At 73.5% G+C, this 18,737-nt stretch carries 15 protein-coding genes; 6 read left to right on the top strand and 9 right to left on the bottom strand.

The genetic code is table 11. The features are described from left to right. Positions 1-27: 27 nt before the first annotated feature. On the top strand, positions 28-885 hold the full coding sequence (locus ACZ6S0_RS44845; RefSeq protein WP_465925699.1) for a pentapeptide repeat-containing protein: 858 nt from the start codon (positions 28-30) through the stop codon (positions 883-885). On the opposite strand, the gene ACZ6S0_RS44840 is transcribed toward ACZ6S0_RS44845, so the two are convergent. Beyond that, positions 815-3,337, bottom strand: a complete 2,523-nt coding sequence (locus ACZ6S0_RS44840) for a hypothetical protein (RefSeq protein ID WP_465925697.1) — start codon at positions 3,335-3,337, stop codon at positions 815-817. The genes ACZ6S0_RS44845 and ACZ6S0_RS44840 overlap by 71 nt on opposite strands. Positions 3,338-3,533: 196 nt before the next feature. On the opposite strand from ACZ6S0_RS44840, the gene ACZ6S0_RS44835 reads away from it, so the two are divergent. From ACZ6S0_RS44835 to sigJ, 3 genes are all read left to right on the top strand, one after another. Then, entirely contained in the window at positions 3,534-4,694 is a 1,161-nt protein-coding gene (locus ACZ6S0_RS44835; RefSeq protein ID WP_465925695.1) for a phospholipase D-like domain-containing protein, read from the top strand. Between the two features lie 77 nt (positions 4,695-4,771). After that, positions 4,772-6,160 carry an amino acid permease gene (locus tag ACZ6S0_RS44830; RefSeq protein WP_465925693.1) on the top strand — a complete coding sequence of 463 codons (1,389 nt, stop codon included), beginning with the start codon at positions 4,772-4,774 and terminating at the stop codon, positions 6,158-6,160. A 110-nt stretch (positions 6,161-6,270) separates the two neighbouring features. Next, positions 6,271-7,161, top strand: a complete 891-nt coding sequence (gene sigJ / locus ACZ6S0_RS44825; RefSeq protein WP_465925691.1) for an RNA polymerase sigma factor SigJ — start codon at positions 6,271-6,273, stop codon at positions 7,159-7,161. 4 nt (positions 7,162-7,165) lie between these two features. Here sigJ and ACZ6S0_RS44820 read toward each other — a convergent pair whose 3' ends face one another. Then, on the bottom strand, positions 7,166-7,744 hold the full coding sequence (locus ACZ6S0_RS44820) for a helix-turn-helix domain-containing protein (RefSeq protein WP_344873976.1): 579 nt from the start codon (positions 7,742-7,744) through the stop codon (positions 7,166-7,168). A 113-nt stretch (positions 7,745-7,857) separates the two neighbouring features. Here ACZ6S0_RS44820 and ACZ6S0_RS44815 point away from each other — a divergent pair, with 113 nt between their 5' ends. Then, on the top strand, positions 7,858-9,552 hold the full coding sequence (locus ACZ6S0_RS44815) for an FAD-dependent oxidoreductase (protein ID WP_465925688.1): 1,695 nt from the start codon (positions 7,858-7,860) through the stop codon (positions 9,550-9,552). 44 nt (positions 9,553-9,596) lie between these two features. Here ACZ6S0_RS44815 and manA read toward each other — a convergent pair whose 3' ends face one another. The 6 genes from manA to ACZ6S0_RS44785 all read right to left on the bottom strand — a co-directional run bounded on the left by manA (position 9,597) and on the right by ACZ6S0_RS44785 (position 16,925). Next, positions 9,597-10,784, bottom strand: a complete 1,188-nt coding sequence (gene manA, locus ACZ6S0_RS44810; RefSeq protein ID WP_465925686.1) for a mannose-6-phosphate isomerase, class I — start codon at positions 10,782-10,784, stop codon at positions 9,597-9,599. Positions 10,785-10,999: 215 nt separating this feature from the next. Next, a complete protein-coding gene (locus tag ACZ6S0_RS44805) occupies positions 11,000-12,235 on the bottom strand; it encodes a cytochrome P450 family protein (RefSeq protein WP_465925684.1) in 1,236 nt (411 codons plus the stop codon). 4 nt (positions 12,236-12,239) lie between these two features. Next, positions 12,240-13,418, bottom strand: a complete 1,179-nt coding sequence (locus tag ACZ6S0_RS44800; RefSeq protein ID WP_465925682.1) for an NAD(P)/FAD-dependent oxidoreductase — start codon at positions 13,416-13,418, stop codon at positions 12,240-12,242. After that, positions 13,415-14,359, bottom strand: a complete 945-nt coding sequence (locus ACZ6S0_RS44795; protein WP_465925680.1) for a cucumopine synthase-related protein — start codon at positions 14,357-14,359, stop codon at positions 13,415-13,417. Before ACZ6S0_RS44795 ends, ACZ6S0_RS44800 begins: the two co-directional genes overlap by 4 nt. Positions 14,360-14,464: 105 nt before the next feature. Beyond that, positions 14,465-15,451 (bottom strand): hypothetical protein, encoded by a 987-nt coding sequence (locus ACZ6S0_RS44790; RefSeq protein ID WP_465925678.1) that lies wholly within the window; start codon positions 15,449-15,451, stop codon positions 14,465-14,467. Between the two features lie 76 nt (positions 15,452-15,527). Then, positions 15,528-16,925: an MFS transporter gene (locus ACZ6S0_RS44785; RefSeq protein ID WP_465925676.1), complete on the bottom strand. Its 1,398-nt coding sequence runs from the start codon at positions 16,923-16,925 to the stop codon at positions 15,528-15,530. 181 nt (positions 16,926-17,106) lie between these two features. Here ACZ6S0_RS44785 and ACZ6S0_RS44780 point away from each other — a divergent pair, with 181 nt between their 5' ends. Next, positions 17,107-17,562, top strand: coding sequence for a MarR family winged helix-turn-helix transcriptional regulator (locus tag ACZ6S0_RS44780; protein WP_344873957.1), 456 nt, complete (start codon positions 17,107-17,109; stop codon positions 17,560-17,562). A 21-nt stretch (positions 17,563-17,583) separates the two neighbouring features. On the opposite strand, the gene ACZ6S0_RS44775 is transcribed toward ACZ6S0_RS44780, so the two are convergent. Further along, a complete protein-coding gene (locus ACZ6S0_RS44775; protein ID WP_465925674.1) occupies positions 17,584-18,699 on the bottom strand; it encodes a hypothetical protein in 1,116 nt (371 codons plus the stop codon). Positions 18,700-18,737 lie beyond the last annotated feature (38 nt).

Raw genomic sequence — 18,737 nt, 5'->3', positions numbered from 1 at the left:
CGCCTCCGCGACGAGGAGACCCACACCTTGCCGGGAACGAACCCGCGCGACCTCGGCCTGCTGGCCGACTGTTCGAGCTGCTTCGGGCTGTGCTGCGTGGCGCTGCCGTTCTCGGCGTCGGCCGACTTCGCGATCGACAAGGACGCCGGGCGGCCCTGCCCCAACCTCGACGACGGCTTCCGCTGCTCGATCCACGCCCAGCTCAGGGGGCGCGGGTTCGCGGGGTGCACGGTGTTCGACTGCTTCGGGGCCGGGCAGAAGGTCTCGCGGGTCACGTACGAGGGGCGGAGCTGGCGGGAGGCCCCGGGCACGGCCCGGCAGATGTACGCGGTCTTCCCCGTCATGCGGCAGCTCCACGAGCTGCTGTGGTACCTGGCCGAGGCGCTCGAGCTGGAGGCCGCCCGGCCGGTGCACGGCCCGCTGCGCCGGGCACTGGAGGAGACCGACCGGCTCACCCGGGAGGGCGCCGACGCGCTGGAGAAGCTCGACGTGGCCGCCCACCGGGCCGGGGTCAACGAGCTGCTGCTGAAGACGAGCGAGCTGGCGCGGGCCGGGCTGGGCGGCAGGGAGCGCCGGGGCGCCGACCTGATCGGGGCCCGGCTGAAGGGCGCCGGGCTGCGCGGCGCCAACCTGCGGGGGGCCTATCTGATCGGCGCCGACCTGCGCGGCGCGGATCTGCGGCGGGCCGACCTGATCGGCGCCGACCTCAGAGGGGCCGACCTGTCCCGCGCCGACCTCACGGGCGCCATCTTCCTCACCCAGGCCCAGGTCAACGCCGCGAAGGGCGATCCGGCCACCCGCCTGCCCGCCGCGCTCACCCGCCCCGGCCACTGGACGGCCGCGCCGGGGGGACGTCCCCGGCCAGCTCGGCGGCCAGGCGGGTGATCTGGCGGCGCATCTCCTCGTTCTGCCCGTAGCCGGTGTGGGCGCCGATCGCGGGCAGCGGCTGGCCATAGAGGAAGCGGCTGGTCGGCGGGTCGGGGAGCCGTACGTCCACCTCGCCGCCCGTCTCTCCCGGCACGCCGACCGGGCCGCCGATGTAGTCGGTGTCGCACCAGAAGTTGCGCCAGCGGGCCACCTTGATCCCGGGCCCGTGCGCGAGCCGCCGGAACAACGCGTCGTCGAAGTAGGCGGGGAAGCCCCACGCGTACAGGGCGCGCAGGGGTGAGCCGAAGGTGACCAAGGCCACTCTGTCGCCCACGGGACGGGAACGGGGCTGGGCCAGCGCGGCGACGGCCAGGATCGTGCCCTGGCTGTGCGCGGTCACGAGCGGGACGCCGCCGTTGTCGTGCAGCCACCACAGCCGCCGCTGCAGCTCGGGGACCGCGCGCTCGGCGTACGAGGGCGGCGCGAGCGGATGGGTGTGCCGGGGCCAGAACGTGGCCACGTCCCACAGGACGCCGATGACGCGGCGGTGGCTCTCGTCCTTCCAGCCCAGGCGCAGCACCGCGAGCAGCAGGGCGGGCAGCAGCATGGCGGCTCCCGCGCAGACGCTGGTGAGCCAGTTGGCGTTGGTGGGCGTCTCGCCCCACCACCACATCCGCGACTGGATCCACACGAGCACCATGGCGCCGACCACCGTGATCGCCGTGAGCAGCAGGTCGACGTCGCGCGGCACCCTGGCCAGCAGCCGCGCCCCGGCCACGCCGCCGGGCCAGCGGCGCACCAGCCGCCGCTGCCACTCGGGCGCCTCGTCGCCGGCGACCGCCGAGACCCACCACTCGGGGTGCGCCCCGGGCGCGGCGTCGCGCAGGGAGTACTCGTCCACGACGGCCCGCCTGCCGGTCCGTGCGCTGATCCACCAGCGGATGCCCTGGTAGAGCAGGAAGCAGGCCAGCAGGAGCAGGGGGATGGCGATCAGGTACGGCGTGGCGTTCCTGATCATCGGGAACACCGCGATCGGCGTCTCGGGGCCGGCGGCCGCCGGGACGTTGAGACAGCCGCCCTGGCGGGGGTCGTGGCAGGGGCGCAGCGTGCCCAGCCACTCGGCGACGATCAGCAGCGTCGCCAGCAGGACCGTGTTGAGCAGCGCGACGGCCAGCCCCATCACCACGAACGGCGCCGCCCACCGGAAGCGCCCGCCCGGGTCCGTCGCCGTGCGGTTCTCGGTGCGGTTCGCGGTGCGGATGCCGACGGCGCCGACGACCAGGCCCAGAGCGACGCCGGTCCAGATCCAGGCGTAGTCGGTCTCCCAGACCGACAGCAGGGCGACCCCGCCGGCGAAGGCGACGGGCGCCAGGACCGTGCGCGCCGCGGCGCCCGGCCAGTCCTTCCTGGTCCAGACCGCGGCGGCGAGCGTGGCGGGGACGAGGAAGAGCGTGACGAAGACGCCCGCGTACACCCAGCCCAGGAACGCCTGGAGGCCGGGCAGCTCGTGCGGTACCGTCCCGAACGGGTTGCCGGGCGGCCGTCCGGCGGCCAGCAGCGCGGCCCCCGCCAGCGCCGCGACCGCGACGCCCAGCAGCACCCAGGAGAGCCGTCGCCCGAACGCGGCGGCCCTGTCGGCGCACCCGGTCACGGCGCACCCGCCGACGACCGCCGCGGGGACGGCCAGGGCGGGGGCCAGCCACGGGCCCTCCACCGGGCTGACGTTGTGCACGGTCCAGGTGACCAGGGCGGCGACGAGGGCGATCGACCCGGCGACGTGCAGGCGGGTGAGGGCGCGGGCGTGGTCGACGCCGTTCCAGAACCCGGGGTCCGACAGCCCCAGGAACTCGCCGCCCGCGTCTTCTGGCGGACGCGCGTCCTCCTCCGGGGCGGGTGGTTTGACCTGGTCGTAGCGGTTCTGCGAGGTGTGCGCGAGGACGTACAGGACGGCGATCACCAGCAGCGGCACCACCGCGCCCACCAGGATCCGCACCGCGGGCAGCTCCGGCGGCAGCACCCAGGACGGCCACCGCGCGCACTCCCGTGAGCCGCCGCACTGGTAGGCCACGTAGTCGATGGGGATGGCGGCGGCCAGCACCACCAGGTTGAGCGTCAGCCCGAAGGACGCCAGCCAGGTCGCCCACCGGAAGAGACGGAAGCGCACCGGGCGGCCGGGCAGCCACGGCGGGAACATCCAGGCGGCCATGTTGGCCATCGCGAACGGCAGCAGCACCAGCCACAGCACCCGCCAGGAGCTGCCGGACGTCAGCCCGCCCCACGAGTACGCCTCCACGTGCCGCCCCTCGCGGTCGGCCGTGCGGTAGAAACCGGCGATGCGGTCACCCGCCACCTGCATGGGAGTGGGGTCGTCGAGCAGCGACTGCGGCGACGTGCCGCCCACGCCGTGCAGGCGCAGCTCGGTGACTCCGGACAACCCGTCGGGACGCCGTCCCAGTCCTTCCACGGCCATGATCGCGCCACCTCTTCCTCGGCGGGTCCTCTCATGATGAGACCGCCGGGCGCGTCGCGCACGAGTAATGTTCGCTGATCGTTCAGTAGGCCGTCGGCGAGGGGTCACCGTGATCGCCGCGCGGGCCTACACGATCGGTATCGGACCAGTCCATAATCCTTGATCAAGACTGGCCACAATGCTGGAGGAATTTCGCATGCCGAGCAAATCCCTGTCCCTCCTGACCGCCGGCGCCGTCGTGGCCGCCGCCGCGATCGCCGGCACCGGTACGGCCGCCGCCCAGGCATCCACCTGCGCCGACGCCCCCACCCGGCCGGCGACGACCGGAGCGGTGTTCAGCGAGCCCGTGGGCGGGGACCCGACCGCCATCGTGCGCACCCTGTGCGGCCTCGTCCGGCAGACGCCCGCGGGGGCGAGCATCCAGATCGCGCACTTCGTGATGTCGGGCACGGCCGGCACCGAGTTCGCCGCCGAACTGGTCAAGGCCCACGAGCGCGGCGTCAGGGTGCGCGTCGTGCTGGACGGCGACCAGCGCGGCGCCGCCGTGGCCGGCCAGCTCGCGGCCGGGCTCGGCACCGACCTCGCCGCCCGTTCGTGGCTGCACGTGTGCACCGGCCCGATGTCGGGCGGCACCGCGGCCTGCATCGGGAACAAGGGCCAGCACAACAAGTTCTACCTGTTCTCGCGGGCCGGGCACGCCTCCAACGTGGTGGTGCAGTCGTCGGCCAACCTTACCGACCTGAACTCCACCACGTACTGGAACAACGCGCTCGTCCTCACCGGTGACAAGCGCCTGTACCGGGCGTACGACGGCTACTTCGCCGACCTGGCCGCCGAGCGCAAGAACCTCGACTACTACCGCGAGGTCCAGGCGCGCGGCGTGCGGGCGCACTTCTTCCCGAAGGCGGCGGGCGACCCCGTCGTCGACTACCTGGACAAGGTCTCCTGCGAGGGCGGGACGAAGATCAGGGTGGGCATGTCCGAATGGGACACCTACCGGATCGCCATCGCCGAACGCCTGCGCGACCTGGCGGGCGCGGGGTGCGGCGTCCAGATCGTGTACGGGATCATCGACGACGAGGTGAAGGCCGTGCTGGCGGCGCAGCCGTCGCTCGAACTGCGCGAGCTGGGCTCGGGCAGCGCGCTGCCGGGGCGCATCCACTCCAAGTACCTGCTGGTCGAGGGCTCGTACGACGGTGACAAGAACGCGCGCTGGGTCTTCACGGGCAGCCACAACTACAACGAGACCTCGCTGCGCCGCAACGACGAGACGCTGCTCAAGCTGAACGACAAGCGCGTCTACGACCAGTACGTGGCCAACTTCGAGCGGATGCGCGCCGCGGCGACCGCCGCCTGACCGCCCGGTCCGGGCGGGTTTGGCGCTCTCCTGGAGGGAAGCTCGCCCCCACGGGGCCGTCATCGGCTGGGGGCGTCATGGTCACTTCGCGCGGCGTGTTCCGGCGCAAGCCGGTGGAACAGATCGTGGCCGAGCACGAGGGGGAGCTGTCCAGGTCGCTCGGGCTCTGGCAGCTCACCGCCATCGGGGTGGGCGGCATCATCGGGGCCGGCATCTTCGCCCTGGCGGGCGCGGTCGCCAGGGAGAGCGCCGGGCCCGCCGTGCTGGTGTCGTTCCTCGTCGCCGGGGTGGCCAGCGCCGCGGCGGCCCTGTCGTACGCCGAGTTCGCCGGGCTGATCCCGAAGGCCGGCTCCGCCTACACCTACGGGTACGCGGTGCTGGGGGAGATCGTCGGCTGGTTCATCGGCTGGGATCTGCTGCTGGAGTACACCGCGATCGTCGCGGTCGTGGCCATCGGCATCTCCGGCTACTTCGGCTTCCTGGTGCGGCAGCTCGGGATCACGCTGCCCGGCTGGATGCTCGGCGCTCCGGGCACCGGCGCGGGGCACGTGGTGGACCTCTTCGCCGTGGCGCTGTGCCTGTTCATCGCGTTCCTGCTGAACCTCGGGATCCGCGCGGCGGCCAGGTTCGAGACGTTCGTGGTGGCGGTCAAGGTGGCCGTCGTGCTGCTGGTGATCGTGGTCGGGTTCTTCCACGTGAACACGGCCAACTACACGCCGTTCTTCCCGTACGGGGTCGGCGGGGCCATCACCGGGGCCGCCACCATGTTCTTCGCCGTGTTCGGCTACGACGCCATGAGCACCGCCGCCGAGGAGTCGCGCGACGCGCGGCGCCACCTGCCCAAGGCGATCATCTACTCCCTGCTCATCTCCATGGTGCTGTACGTGCTGGCCACGCTCGTGCTGACCGGCATGCAGCACTACCGGGAGATCGACCCGGAGAGCGGCTTCTCCTCGGCGTTCGCCTCGGTCGGGCTGCCGGGGCTGGCGACGGTGATCGCGGTGGGCGCGATCGTGGGCATCCTCACCGTCATGTTCACGTTCATGCTCGGCGTCACCCGCGTGTGGTTCGCGATGAGCAGGGACGGGCTGCTGCCCGGCTGGTTCGCCAGGCTGCACCCGGTGCGGCGGGTGCCCTCGCGCGTCACCTGGATCGTGGGGATCGCCTCGGCGGTGATCGCCGGGTTCCTGCCCATCCGGGAGGCGGCCGAGCTGACCAACATCGGGATCCTGCTGGCGTTCGTGGTGGTGTGCGTGGCGGTGATCGTGCTGCGCCGCCGGCAGCCGGACCTGCCGCGGTCGTTCCGTACGCCGTGGATGCCGGTGACGCCGGCCGTCGGCGTGGTCTTCTCCGTCTGGCTGATCACCTTTCTCGACCCGGTGACGTGGCTGCGCTTCGCCGTCTGGTTCGCGATCGGGCTGGTCGTCTACTTCGCCTACAGCCGCCGCCACTCCGCCCTCGCCTGAGCCGCGGGAGCGTGGGACTGACGGGGGCGGATCCCCGGGGCCCGCGCGTCACATCCGGCCGGTCCTGAACGTCACAGCAGTGACGGACGGAGACGACGAGGTGGAGCCCGATGACCGAGCACGAATTCCTGGCCACCCGCTTCGAGGCGCACAGGGGGCACCTGAAGGCGGTGGCGTACCGCATGCTGGGCTCGCTCAGCGAGGCGGAGGACGCGGTGCAGGAGGCGTGGCTGCGGCTGAGCCGTGCCGAGGCCGGTGAGGTGGAGAACCTGGGCGGCTGGCTGACCACCGTCGTCGGCCGGGTGTGCCTCGACATGCTGCGTACCCGTACCTCGCGGCGGGAGGAGCCGCTGGAGTTGCGCCTGCCCGACCCGGTGGTGAGCCCGGCCGGCGGGCCCGACCCGGAGCAGGCGGCGCTGGTGGCCGACTCCGTCGGGCTCGCGCTGCTGGTGGTGCTGGAGTCGCTCAACCCGGCCGAGCGGCTGGCGTTCGTGCTGCACGACATGTTCGCGGTGCCGTTCGAGGAGATCGCGCCGCTGGTGGGGCGTTCGCCGGCCGCGGCCAGGCAGCTCGCCAGCCGGGCGCGGCGGCGGGTGCGCGGGGCGGCGCCGGTGCCCGATCCCGATCTGGCGCGGCAGCGGGAGGTCGTCGAGGCGTTCGTGGCCGCCGCGCACCGGGGCGACTTCGAGGCGCTGCTGGCCGTGCTCGACCCCGACGTGGTGCTGCGGGCCGACGCCGGAGCGCGCCTGGAGGGCGGCTACGCCGAACTGCGCGGGGCGGCGAGGGTGGCCGGGCAGGCGCTCACGTTCCGCCGCTACTCGCCGTCGACCGCGCATCCGGCGCTGGTCAACGGGCTGGCCGGGGTGGTCAACACGGTGGACGGGCGGCCGTCGGCGGTGATGAGCTTCACGATCACGGGCGGGCGCATCGTGGCCATCGACATCCTGGCCGACCCGGTCCGGCTGGCCACGCTCGACCTGGCCGTGCTCGGGGACGCCTGAGCGGTCACTTGGCGGCGGGGCGGGCGCGTACGTGCATGCGCTCGCCCTGCGGGCCGAACAGGGCCAGCACCTCGGCGGGCTCGTCGCCGGGGTTGATGAACGCGTGCGGCGTACGCGTGTCGAACTCGGCCACCTCGCCCGCCGTCAGCTCCACGTCGTGCCGCCCGAGCAGCACGCGCAGCCGCCCGGACAGCACGTAGAGCCACTCGTAGCCCTCGTGGACCTGCTGCTCGGGCTCGTAGCCCGGCCAGCGCGGCGGGTAGATCTGCTTGAACGCCTGCAGCCCGCCCGGCCGCCGGCTCAGCGGGATGTACGTCATGCCGAAGCGCCGCTGCGGTCGCAGGTGCACCCGCGGGTCACCGGTCACCGGGGCGTCGATCAGCTCGTCGAGCTGCACCTGGTAGGCCCTGGCCAGCAGCAGCAGGAGCTCGAGCGTGGGCTTGCGCCCGCCCGACTCCAGCCGTGACAGCGTGCTGACCGAGATGCCGGTGCTCTTGGCCAGCTCCGCCAGCGTCGTGCCGCGCTCCTGGCGCATCGCGCGCAGTCGCGGGCCCACCGCCTGGAGCACCTCGTCGAGTTCCATGCGGACAAGCTTGCCATTTCGGCAACGAAGTTTGTCAATCCGGCCCGGTGTCGCCGAAGGTGTCGCAGTGCCCGACGGGCGCTGGAGCCGGACGATGGAGAGGAGACGCGGACATGGACGCGACGTACGACGTGGTGGTGATCGGGGGCGGGGCCGCCGGGCTGAGCGGGGCGCTCGCGCTCGGCCGGGCGCGGCGCAGGGTGCTGGTGATCGACTCGGGCCGGCCGCGCAACGCCCCCGCCGAGGGGGTGCACGTCTACCTGGGGCGTGAGGGCCTGTCGCCGCAAGAGCTGCTGGCGGAGGGGCGGCGGGAGGTGGCGGCGTACGGGGTGGAGGTCGTGACGGGCACCGTCACGGCGGCGAAGCGGCTCGCCGGGGGACCGTTCCGCGTGGACCTGGCCGACGGATCGGCCGTCGAGGCCGCCCGGCTGCTGGTGGCCACCGGCCTGACCGACGAGCTGCCCCCGATCGAGGGGCTGGCCGAGCGATGGGGCCGCGAGGTGCTGCACTGCCCGTACTGCCACGGCTGGGAGGTACGCGACCAGGCCATCGGCGTGGTGGGCGGCAACCCGCTGGCCGCGCACCAGGCCCTGCTGTGGCGGCAGTGGAGCGACGAGGTGACCCTCTTACTGCACACGGGGCCGGAGCCGGGGGAGGAGGAGCGTGAGCAGCTCGCCGCCAGGGGCGTCACCGTGGTGGAGGGCGAGGTGAGCGGCCTGACGGTGACCGGTGACCGGCTCGGCGGCGTGCGGCTGGCCGACGGGCGCGAGTTCCCCGTGCGGGCGGTCGCCGTCGGCACCCGGCTCACCGCCCGTATCCGGGGGCTGGAGGGGCTCGGGCTGGAGACGGCCGAGCAGGAGATGGGCGGCCACGTCATCGGCACGTACCTCCCGGCCGATCCCATGGGGAGGACCTCCGTGCCGGGCGTGTACGTGGCAGGCAACGTCACCAACGTGATCGACCAGGTCGTCTCCGCCGCGGCGGCCGGGGTGCGGGCGGGCGCCGCCGTCAACGCCGACCTGGTCGCCGAGGAGGCCCGCGCCGCCGTCGCCCGCAGCCGCGCCACGGGCGGGCAGGCCACGGCCGGGCAGGCCACGGCCGGGCAGGTCACGAGCGGGCAGGTCACGGAGGAGCAGTTCTGGGACGCCCGCTACGCCGAGAGCGCGCGCATCTGGAGCGGGAAGCCGAACGCCGTCCTCGTCCGCGAGGCGGCCGACCTGCCGCCGGGCCGCGCGCTGGACCTGGGCTGCGGGGAGGGCGACGACGCGATCTGGCTCGCGGGCCTGGGCTGGCGGGTCACCGCCGCCGACATCTCGGGCGTCGCCCTGCGCCGGGCCGCCCGGCACGCCGAGGAGTCGGGCGTGGCGGAGCGCATCGACTGGCAGCGGCACGACTTCGGTACGTCGTTCCCCGAGGGCTCCTACGACCTCGTCACGGCCTGCTACCTGCACTCGCCCCGCGAGATGCCCCGCGAGAAGATCCTGCGGGCCGCCGCGGCGGCGGTCGCCCCCGGCGGCGTGCTGCTGGTGGCCGGGCACGCGGGCCGGCCGTCCTGGGAACACGACGCCGAACACGAGGGCACGCACGACGGCGCCCACCACGACGCCCACGGACGGGATCGCGGTCACGGCCCGCACCCGGACGTGCACTTCCCGACGACCCAGGAGGTGCTCGAGAGCCTGGAGCTCGCGGAGGGCGAGTGGGAGGTGCTGCGCAGCGAGGAGTTCGAACGCACCCAGAACGGCCCCGACGGACGTCCGGGCACCCGCGCGGACAACGTGCTCAAACTCCGCCGGACGGGCGCGTAGCCCCTTTGGCCGCACCCTCTCCGGGGGGGTGCGGCCAAACAGATCTACTGAGTAAAGGCACCGGGCCGGGCGCGGTACGCCACGCCCTTGCCGGAAAGCCTCGTCGAGGGAACGGCCGCCGGGACGAAGGCCGACTCGCCCGGCCGCAGCGCCAGGTCGTCGCCGAGGCGGGCCTCGCCCTCGACGCAGAGCACGATCTGCGGCACCCCGCCGGGCAGGGTGTGCGCGCCCTCGCCGGTCAGCTCGTGGCGGGTGAGGGCGAACTCGGGTGCGGGCGGGCGGTAGTCGTACGCGCCGGAGCCGTCGTCCGCCGGCTCGACGAGGTACGGGTCGGACGGGTCGAAGCCGACCACCCGCAGCAACTCGGGCACGTCCACGTGCTTGGTGGTGAGCCCGCAGCGCAGCACGTTGTCGGAGCTGGCCATGATCTCGACGCCGATGCCGCCGAGGTAGGCGTGGGGGACGCCGGCGCCCAGATAGAGGGCCTGCCCAGGGCGCAGCCGGACGTGGTGCAGCAGGAGGGCGGCCACGACGCCGGGGTCGCCGGGGCAGGCGCGGGCGAGGTCGCCGTAGACGGTGAGGTCGTCGTCGCGGGTGTCGAGCAGGGCGCGTTCGGCCTGGTCGCGTACGGGGCGGGCGGCGTCGCCGAGCATCTCGGCGAACACGGTGCGCAGGGCGTGGGCGGGCTCGCCGGTGGTGAGGGCGTCGATCCAGGGGCGCAGGGCGGGCGCGCCGAGCCGGCCGAGGAGGGCGGCGGTGGCGGCGGGCTCGCGGAAGCCGCACAGCCCGTGGAAGGCGGTGAGCGCGCAGACCATCTCGGGTTTGTGCGAGGCGTCCTTGTAGGTGCGGGTGCGGTCGTCGATCGGGATGCCGCGGGCGTTCTCGTCGGCGAAGCCGGCCTGGGCCTGTTCGGTGGTGGGGTGGACCTGGAGGGAGAGCGGGCGCTCGATGGCCAGGACCTTGAACAGGTAGGGGAGCGCGGGGCCGAACCTGTCGGCGGTGGGCGCGCCGAGGGTGGCGGCGGGGTCGTGGGCGATGAGGTCGCCGAGCGGGATGCCGTCCACGGTCGAGGGGTCGCCGGGGTGGGCGCCCATCCACAGCTCGGCCTGGGGCTGCCCGGTGGGCTCGGTTCCGAACAGGCGAGGCAGGGCGGTGACCGATCCCCAGTCGTAGGGGCGGGTCGTGGTGGCCAGGCGCATGGGCGCGGTGGCCGGTGGGTGGTGCTGTGGCACGGCGTTCGGCTCCAATCGTCGTCTCTGGAGCCTAGAACGGGATCGCTCCCTGTGTGCCGCCGGGGCCGCGGAACCGGCTCGGCGGGCACGGCCACGAGCGGGCCACGTCAGCCGGTCGCCCACCCTGGAGGAGCTGTTCCCGCGTCATCACGACCGCGGGGACGGCGCCGCCCGGGTGGGCTGGAGGCCGGTGGACGGGCCGGTGGGCCGCGGGGTCAGCGGGCGCGCGGCCCGAGGATCACGGGCATCGTCCTGGTGCTGTTGCCCAGCAGCGTGTCGATGGGCGGCAGCTCGTCCACGGGCGAGGCGAGCCTCATGTCCGGGAACGCCGCGAACAACGCCCGCAGCGCGATCTCGCCCTCCAGCCGGGCCAGCGGCGCCCCGAGGCAGAAGTGCGGTCCGTGCCCGAAGGCCAGGTGCGGCGCCTGCGGCCGGGTGAGGTCGAACCGGTGGGCGTCCGGGCCGTACTGGTCGGGGTCGCGCCCGGTGGCGGCGAAGCAGGCCAGCACCGGTTCTCCGGCGCCCAGGCGCACGCCGTCGATCTCGACGTCGCGTACGGCGTAGCGCATGGGGAAGTACGCGATCGGCGAGTCCCACCGCAGCGTCTCCTCCACGGCCGCGCTGTAGGGGCACTGCCCGGCACGCAGCAGGCCGAGCTGGTCGGGCCGGCTGAGCAGGGCGCCGATGGCGTTGGTGATGAGGTTGACGGTGGTGACGTGCCCGGCGATGAACAGCAGCTCGATGGTGGCGAACAGCTCGGCCTCCGACAGCCGTCCGCCGTCCTTCTCGTGCAGTTCGAACAGGTCGGTGATGAGGTCCTCGCCGGGTGTGCCGCGGCGCTCCTCGATGACCTGGTCGAGCAGCTCGCGCAGCTCCTTCCGCAGCCCTGGCGAGTCCTCCAGGTCGCCGACCTGGGCGACGGCGTCGGTGAGGCGGTGCAGCTCGTCCTGGTGGGCGGGCGGGATGCCGATCAGCTCGGAGATGACCTCGCGCGGCAGCGGGTAGGCGAACTCCGGCCGCAGGTCCACGGGCTGGTCGGGCGGCTGTTCCGCGAGGTGGTCGATGAGCCTGGCGGTCAGCTCCTCGATGCGCGGGCGCAGGCCGTTGAGCCGGCGCTGCGAGAACGCGGCGGTCAGCGGCATCCGCAGCCGGCGGTGGCGCTCGCCCTCGGCGTTGAGCATGGACGTGTCGGTGACGATGCGGTCGATGGCCGTGCCGGGCGGCATGGCGTCCCGGCCGGTCCAGTGGTGCAGTTCCCTGGACAGGTCCGGGTGGGTCAGCACGCTCATCAGCGTGGCGTACCGGGTGGCGGCCCAGGCCGGTACGCCCTCCGCGGTGACCGGCACGAGCGGACCGGCCGCGCGCAGCCGGTCGTTGTCCCCGTGCAGGTCGTGGGTGGCCGGGTCGAGGACGAGACGGTCGTCATCGGCTACATCGGGCATCTCGGTCATGTGGTCATCCCGTTCGTCGTGGGCTGACCGCCAGCGCGGTCACGTCCATGCCGGGGTCCCGGTCGAGGTAGAGGTCGCGGACCAGTTCACCGGCGGCCGGCGCGTTGCACAGGCCGTGGCCGGAGAAGCCGGTGGCGTACAGGAAGGCCGGCGGGCCGGGCTGGTGGCCGATGAAGGCGGTCTTGTCGGGGCTGGCGTCACGCAGCCCGGTGACGGCGGTGTGCAGCGCGACCCCGGCCAGGCTCGGGTACGTCTCGGCGAGCCGTACGGCCACCTCGCGCCGCCACGTCTCGCGGTCGGGGCCCGGGTAGCCCATGCCGATGAGCAGGCGGTCGCCGCGCATGCGGATCAGCAGGCCGGTGGCGGCGTGCAGGGTGACCGGGATGTCGGGCATGGTGGGCGGCAGCGGGTCGGTGGTGAGCAGTTCCTGCTCGATCGGCTCGGTGAGCGGCATGTCCACCCCGGCGCAGCGGACCAGCGAGGCCGACCAGGCGCCGGCGGCGCAGACGATGGCGTCGGCGGAGATCTCCCCGTCGGCGGTCTGGACGCGTCCGGCCTCCGGGTCGATGGCGGTCACCGGGCACCCGGTACGCAGCGCCGCCCCCGCCTGCTCGGCCGCCCGCGCGTAGGCGGTGACGATGGCCGTGGTGTCGGAGATGTAGGCGTCGGGCGAGTACGCGGCCGCCACCAGCGGCAGGTCGCCGATGAGCGGGTTGCGTTCCCTGGCCTCCTCGGCGCTGACCAGGGCGACGTCCACCCCGGCGGCGAGCTGGGCGGGCAGGTCGGCCTCGAAGGCGGCCACCTGCTCGGCCTCGGTGAACAGCACCAGGTAGCCCACCTGCCGCAGCGGCAGTTCGGTGCCGGGCCTGGTGGGGAAGGCACGGTAGGCGTCGAGGCTGCGTACGGCCAGCGCGGAGCTGACCGGGTTCCCGGCGAAGTACGAGCGCACCACGTCGGCGGTGGCGCGGGAGGCGCCGGAGCCGAGCGTGCCGCGTTCCAGCAGGGTCACGTCGACGCCCGCCTCGGCCAGGTGGAAGGCGATGGACAGGCCGATGACGCCGCCCCCGATCACCACCACCCTGGAGCCGTTCGTGCCGGGGCCGGTCGTGTTGGGGCCGGTCGTGTTGGGGCCGGTCGCCTTGCGGCGGGGCGTGTCGGGGCCGGTCGCGCCGCGGCCGGTCATGCCGGGGCCGCCAATCTGCGCAGGTGCGCTCCCGCCTCCCAGGGGAACAGGTGCAGGTTCCAGCCGCCCAGGCAGTTGCAGTAGAGCGCCATGTGGGCCATGATCGCGATGAAGTCCTCGTGGCTGTCGAGCCGCTCCAGGCCCGACAGCAGCCGCTGGGTGAAGTCCCAGAGGCGGTCGAGGCCGCAGTAGCCGAGAAACTCGGCGGGCGTGTGGGCGAGCTGCCTGGTCATCTGGCGCAGCCACGGCATGGGCATGCCGTCGAGGGCGGCGCGCACGAGGCCGCCGTAGCAGCTGTAGCCGAGCGGGCGGGTCTCGCCGTTGACGAACAGCAGCGTGGTCAGCACCGTCTCGTAGCTGCCCGCGCCGGAGGGGATGCGGCCCTCGTGCAGGTCGAGCAGCTCCTGCGGCGGGGCGAGCCAGATGCGCTCGGTCTCGGCGTGCACCTCGGCCGCGAGCCGGTTGAGCTCGGGGTCGCCGATGGGCAGGCGGGGCAGGACGTGACCGCCGGGCTCGCCGGCGCGGCGCACCTCGGCGATGACGGGCTCCTTGGTGGTGTAGACCGAGTTCCACACCTCGCGGCCGGCCTCGGCCAGCGCGTCGAGGTCGGCTTCGACGACCTGGCCGATCGGGGTGGCGGTCATGGGCTCGGTCAGTTCGCCGTACTTGATGCCGAGGTGTTGCAGGCGCGAGCAGAACAGGGTGCCGTCGGGGACGGTGCGCCGGTCCACCTTGTACTCGGCGGGTGTGTGCAGCAGGGAGTGCACCGGGGCGAGGTGGTAGAGGTGGTATCCGGCGACCAGGGCGTGCCCCTGCAGGCTGCGGTAGGGCAGCGCGTCCCACAGGCACTGGGCCAGGGCTTTGTTGCGCTGGTCGAGTTCGGCGGCCACGGTGATGCCGATGCCGGGCCAGGTGATTTCTACACGCTTGGATTCGTTCACAGTACGTCACTCTAACGTCACGATTTGTGGCGATAGTGGGGAGGGTGGGGCTGTTGACCGGCACATGACCTCCGGCCGGGACGACCACCCGCTCGCCGGGACGCCTCAGGCGGAGCGGGGCACGGCCGCGCCGGCCGGCGGCGTCAGGCCGGGCCCGCCGGCCCAGATCGACGCGCCGTCCACGTACGGGCGGATCAGCGCCGACAGCGTGGGGTCGGCCCGGCCGGTCAGCTCGTCGAGCGCGACCTTGCGGGCCACGCCCGCCATGACGTCGGCGACCTGCACCCGCTCGTCCAGCTCCGAGTCGACCAGCCGCAGGCCCGCCATGCGCCCGCCCAGGATCCGCCGCATCTGCGCCACCCGCTCGTCGGTCAGCGTCGTCTGCCGGTCGTGCACGACGGAGACGGGCCCGCCGCCCGCGCCCCAGTACGTGACCGCCTGGACGATGGCCGGGATGAGCGGGTCGAGCGCGGGGAAGACGTAGGGGTCGGCCAGCAGGCGCTCGCGGAAGTCCGCCACCCGGGCGCGGGCCCGCCACAGCGACTCCATGATCTCGCCCGCCGCGCCACCGGCCCCACGCAGCTCCTCGACCAGCCGGAACGTCTCCTCGACCGAGGTGGTGACGCCCTGGCCGTTCTTGGCCCGCAGCAGGTAGTTGAAGGAGTCGAGCAGGGCCGCCCACCGCTCGGCGCCGAAGGCCCCCGGCCCCTCCCGGTAGAGGACGGCGGCGGTGGCCGCGGCGTGCGGGTCGAGGCCGAGGCGGGGCGCGTGGTCGTCCTCCAGCAGGCCGGTGACCTTGCCGGCGACGTAGAACAGCTTGTCGGTCAGGAACACGCGCACCTTGCCGAGCACGGGACCCTCCGGGCCGAGCAGCCAGAGCAGCGCCGCCCGGTGCTTGCCGCGCAGCACGTGGCCCGCCCGGTATTCGGTGGCCGGGGTCGGGGCCCTCTCGCGCAGCTCCGCGACGCAGGCGGTCGCGGTCTCGGCGTCCATCAGCACGCTGGCGTGCGCGAAGACATCGCTGTTGCCGCCGACGAGCTTCTCGCCCTCCGCGCCGGACTCGTCGCACGCGATCTCGAGGGTTTGCGACACGTTTGCGAATCTAGCCGGGGACCGGCCCGATCGCGAGGCAATTTCGGGCAGGCCACGGCAGGCTGGTGCTCAGTGCTCAGTGCTCGGGGGCGGGCTCGGCGGACGCCGCGGCGTGCACGGTGGTACGCGCGGCCGGGCCGCGGGCCGGGAGGGTCATGGTGATCAGCGCCGCCACCAGCGCGGCGCCGCACCCGATGAGCATGCCGATGCGGAATCCGGCCTCCGACGGCAGCGCCTGCCCGCCGAAGTCGGTGGTGAGCTGCGAGAGCACGAGCCCGATCACCGCGGCCGACACGGTGGTGCCGATGGAGCGCATGAGGGTGTTGAAGCTGTTGGCCGCGCCGGTCTCGGAACGCGGCACGGCGCTCATGATGAGGGCGGGCATCGAGCCGTAGGCGAGTCCGACGCCGACGCTGCACACGCAGGTGATGATCAGCATCCCCCAGGTGGAGCCGAGCAGCACCAGGGACAGGCCATAGCCGAGGGCCATGACGAGGCTGCCGGCGATCAGCGTGACCTTGGGGCCGCGGGCGGCCGACAGCCGCGCGCCGATGGGGGAGACGAGCATCATCATCAGGCCGGAGGGGGCCATCCAGAGCCCGGCGGCCAGCATCGACTGGCCCAGGCCGTACCCGGTGGCGCCGGGGAGCTGGAGGATCTGGATGACGATCAGCGACTGGGCGAACATCGAGAAGCCGACCACGATCGAGGCCACGTTCGTCAGCAGCACCTGGGGGCGGGCGGTGACGCGCAGGTCGACCAGCGGGTCGCGGACGCGCAGCTCCCACCACCCCCACGCGGGCAGGACGACCGCCGCGCCGCCCAGCAGCCCGAGCGTGACGCCGCTCGTCCAGCCCCAGTCGGCGCCCTTGGAGACGCCGAGCAGCAGGCACACCAGGCCCGTGCCGAGTCCGAGCGCGCCGAGCACGTCGACCCGGCCCTTGGCGGCGGGCGGGGTGAACGGCACCAGCCGCCAGATGAACGCGGCCACCACGAGACCCAGCCCCGCCGCGACCCAGAACAGCACCCGCCAGCTCGAGTACTCGGCGACCGCGGCGGAGATGGGCAGGCCCAGCGCGCCGCCGATGCCCATGGACGAGCTCATCAGCGCGATGGACGGGCCGAGCCGGTCGGGCGGCAGCACGTCGCGCAGGGCGCTGATGCCCAGCGGGATCAGGCCCATGCCCATGCCCTGGAGCCCGCGTCCGACGACCATGGGGGCGAGCGATCCGGCGAGGGCGCAGACGACGCAGCCTACGATCAGGGGCACCGAGCAGACGAGCATCAGGCGGCGCTTGCCGTACAGGTCGCCGAGCCGTCCCATCACCGGGGTGGTGACGGCCGCGGCCAGCAGCGTGGCGGTGATGACCCACGAGGCGTTGGAGGCGGAGGTGCCCAGCAGGGTCGGCAGCTCGCCGATCAGGGGCACCACCAGGGTCTGGGTGAGTGCGGCGACGATGCCGGCTACCGCCATTACGGTGACGATCCCGTTAGAACTTCCAAATCTGGACTTTTCCACTCGAATCCCCCCGTCTACTCTCTTAGTCATGAGCGGTGTGCACTCTACACATAATGTGTGACGTACATAGATTGTGGGGGTTACACAGTGTTGTGGGCGATATGCTGACGCGCATCGCATGTGGAGAAGGACCGTCATGGACAAGCCCACGCATCTGATCGAGTACGAGACCATGCTGCTCGGCCAGCACCGTCACCTCGACCGCAGCGCGTACATCCTGCTCAGCCGCATCCGGATGGAGGGCATGATGTCGATCGGCCAGCTCAGCGAGGCGTTCGGCCTCGACGTGTCCACGCTCAACCGGCACACCTCGGCGCTGCTGCGCTCCGGCCTGGCCGAGCGCATCGCCGATCCGGGCGGCGGCATCGCCCGCAAGTTCCGCCTGACCGAGGCGGGGGAGCGCTACCTCGACAGCGAGCGCGCCCGCAACATCAACGGCCTGGAGAAGGTGCTGGCCGGCTGGTCGGCCGACGACGTGGCGACCTTCGCCGCGTACCTCAAGCGGTTCAACACCGACATCGAACGCCTCGGCGGACGCCCCTGGCCGCGTCCCGAGCGCGGGCCCCAGCAGGGCACCGGCGCCCGCGTCTAGCGAACGGCCCGGGCGGGCACCTCAGGGCCGCCAGGAAACGCGGACGACGGTCTCGGCGCCGTCGTCCCAGCGCCACGGCACGTGGTGCCCGTGCAGGTGGACGCCGCCGATCCAGCGGTCGATCCCGTTGAGCGTCACGTGGTCCGCCGAGCCGGCCAGCACCTGGGCTCCGGCCTCGGTCAGGCGCAGGCCGGTGCCGGGCCCGACCGGGGCGTCCGCCGGTTCCGCGCGCAGGAGCGGGACAGGGGCGCGCGCCATCCGCTGCGTCGCCGCGAAGCACCAGGTGTCGCCCAGGTACGGGCGCGTCTCGCGTCCGCCCGCGCGGGCGAAGGCCGTCCCGGCGTCACCGGCCCCGTCGGCGACGGCGGCCAGGATCCGGCGCTCGGTGAGCGAGAGCCCGTCGCGGGTGGCCGGGTACTCGCGGCCGAGCCGGTCGAACGCCTCGCCCAGGAAACGCAGCTCGCCCGAGCGGCTGTCCGCGACGGCGCGCAGGCCGTCAGGGGACGGTGCCCGGAACGCGGCCCACGCCCGGGTGGCCAGCCGCAGCGCGTCCGGGGTGAGCCGGGCCCGCGCGTTCGTGAAAGGCAGCTCGCGCAACTGCGCGGCGGTGAGTTGCCCGAGGCCGCCGAAGCGGGCGATGCCGGGGTGCTCGCCGACGCAGATCAACGTGACGCGCCCGGCGGGCACGCCCAGCTCGGCCAGCCGGGCCAGGATCTGGATGATCTGCAACTGGTCGTACAGGTCGGCCTCGAACCACAGGACGTAGTCGCCGTCGCGGTTGGCCTCCAGCGTACGGTCCCGCTCGGCGAACACGGCGGCGATCCGCGCGTGGTCGCCCGCGTCCGCCCCGGCCAGGAAGGCGGCCCTGGTCCGGCGCAGCTCCTCGGCTCCCACCGCGGGCACCGGCCCCTCGTGCAGGACGTCCCGCCAGTACAGGACGCGCGGCGCGAGCCCGGTGCCGGGCAGGTCGGTGGCGTCGCCGTTGCTCACGTGCAGCGCGCCGGCCGGCCATGCGCCGCCGGAGGGCGCGTCGCCCGGCAACCCGGCCAGGAGGTGGCCGCGCGCGGTGGCGTACGACTCGCCGGTCTCGGCCATGTGGGCGCCCACGCGCCGGTTGAAGTCGGCGTGCTCGGTCATCGTCATCTCCCGTGGCATCGCCCGTGGACCCCGGCGAC

The organism is Nonomuraea sp. NPDC051298, assembly GCF_055586305.1.
The sequence above is the reverse complement of the archived record's forward strand: the minus strand, read 5'-3'. Positions and strand labels throughout refer to the sequence as shown.

Bases quoted from the DNA above. Each gene is read 5' to 3' on its own strand.
- ACZ6S0_RS44830 (WP_465925693.1), top strand. From the start codon at position 4,772: ATGGTCACTTCGCGCGGCGTGTTCCGGCGCAAGCCGGTGGAACAGATC.
- ACZ6S0_RS44820 (WP_344873976.1), bottom strand. From the start codon at position 7,744: ATGGAACTCGACGAGGTGCTCCAGGCGGTGGGCCCGCGACTGCGCGCG.
- ACZ6S0_RS44800 (WP_465925682.1), bottom strand. From the start codon at position 13,418: ATGACCGGCCGCGGCGCGACCGGCCCCGACACGCCCCGCCGCAAGGCG.
- ACZ6S0_RS44780 (WP_344873957.1), top strand. From the start codon at position 17,107: ATGGACAAGCCCACGCATCTGATCGAGTACGAGACCATGCTGCTCGGC.
- ACZ6S0_RS44840 (WP_465925697.1), bottom strand. From the start codon at position 3,337: ATGGCCGTGGAAGGACTGGGACGGCGTCCCGACGGGTTGTCCGGAGTC.
- ACZ6S0_RS44805 (WP_465925684.1), bottom strand. From the start codon at position 12,235: ATGACCGAGATGCCCGATGTAGCCGATGACGACCGTCTCGTCCTCGAC.
- ACZ6S0_RS44775 (WP_465925674.1), bottom strand. From the start codon at position 18,699: ATGACCGAGCACGCCGACTTCAACCGGCGCGTGGGCGCCCACATGGCC.
- sigJ (WP_465925691.1), top strand. From the start codon at position 6,271: ATGACCGAGCACGAATTCCTGGCCACCCGCTTCGAGGCGCACAGGGGG.
- ACZ6S0_RS44785 (WP_465925676.1), bottom strand. From the start codon at position 16,925: ATGGCGGTAGCCGGCATCGTCGCCGCACTCACCCAGACCCTGGTGGTG.
- ACZ6S0_RS44835 (WP_465925695.1), top strand. From the start codon at position 3,534: ATGCCGAGCAAATCCCTGTCCCTCCTGACCGCCGGCGCCGTCGTGGCC.
- ACZ6S0_RS44815 (WP_465925688.1), top strand. From the start codon at position 7,858: ATGGACGCGACGTACGACGTGGTGGTGATCGGGGGCGGGGCCGCCGGG.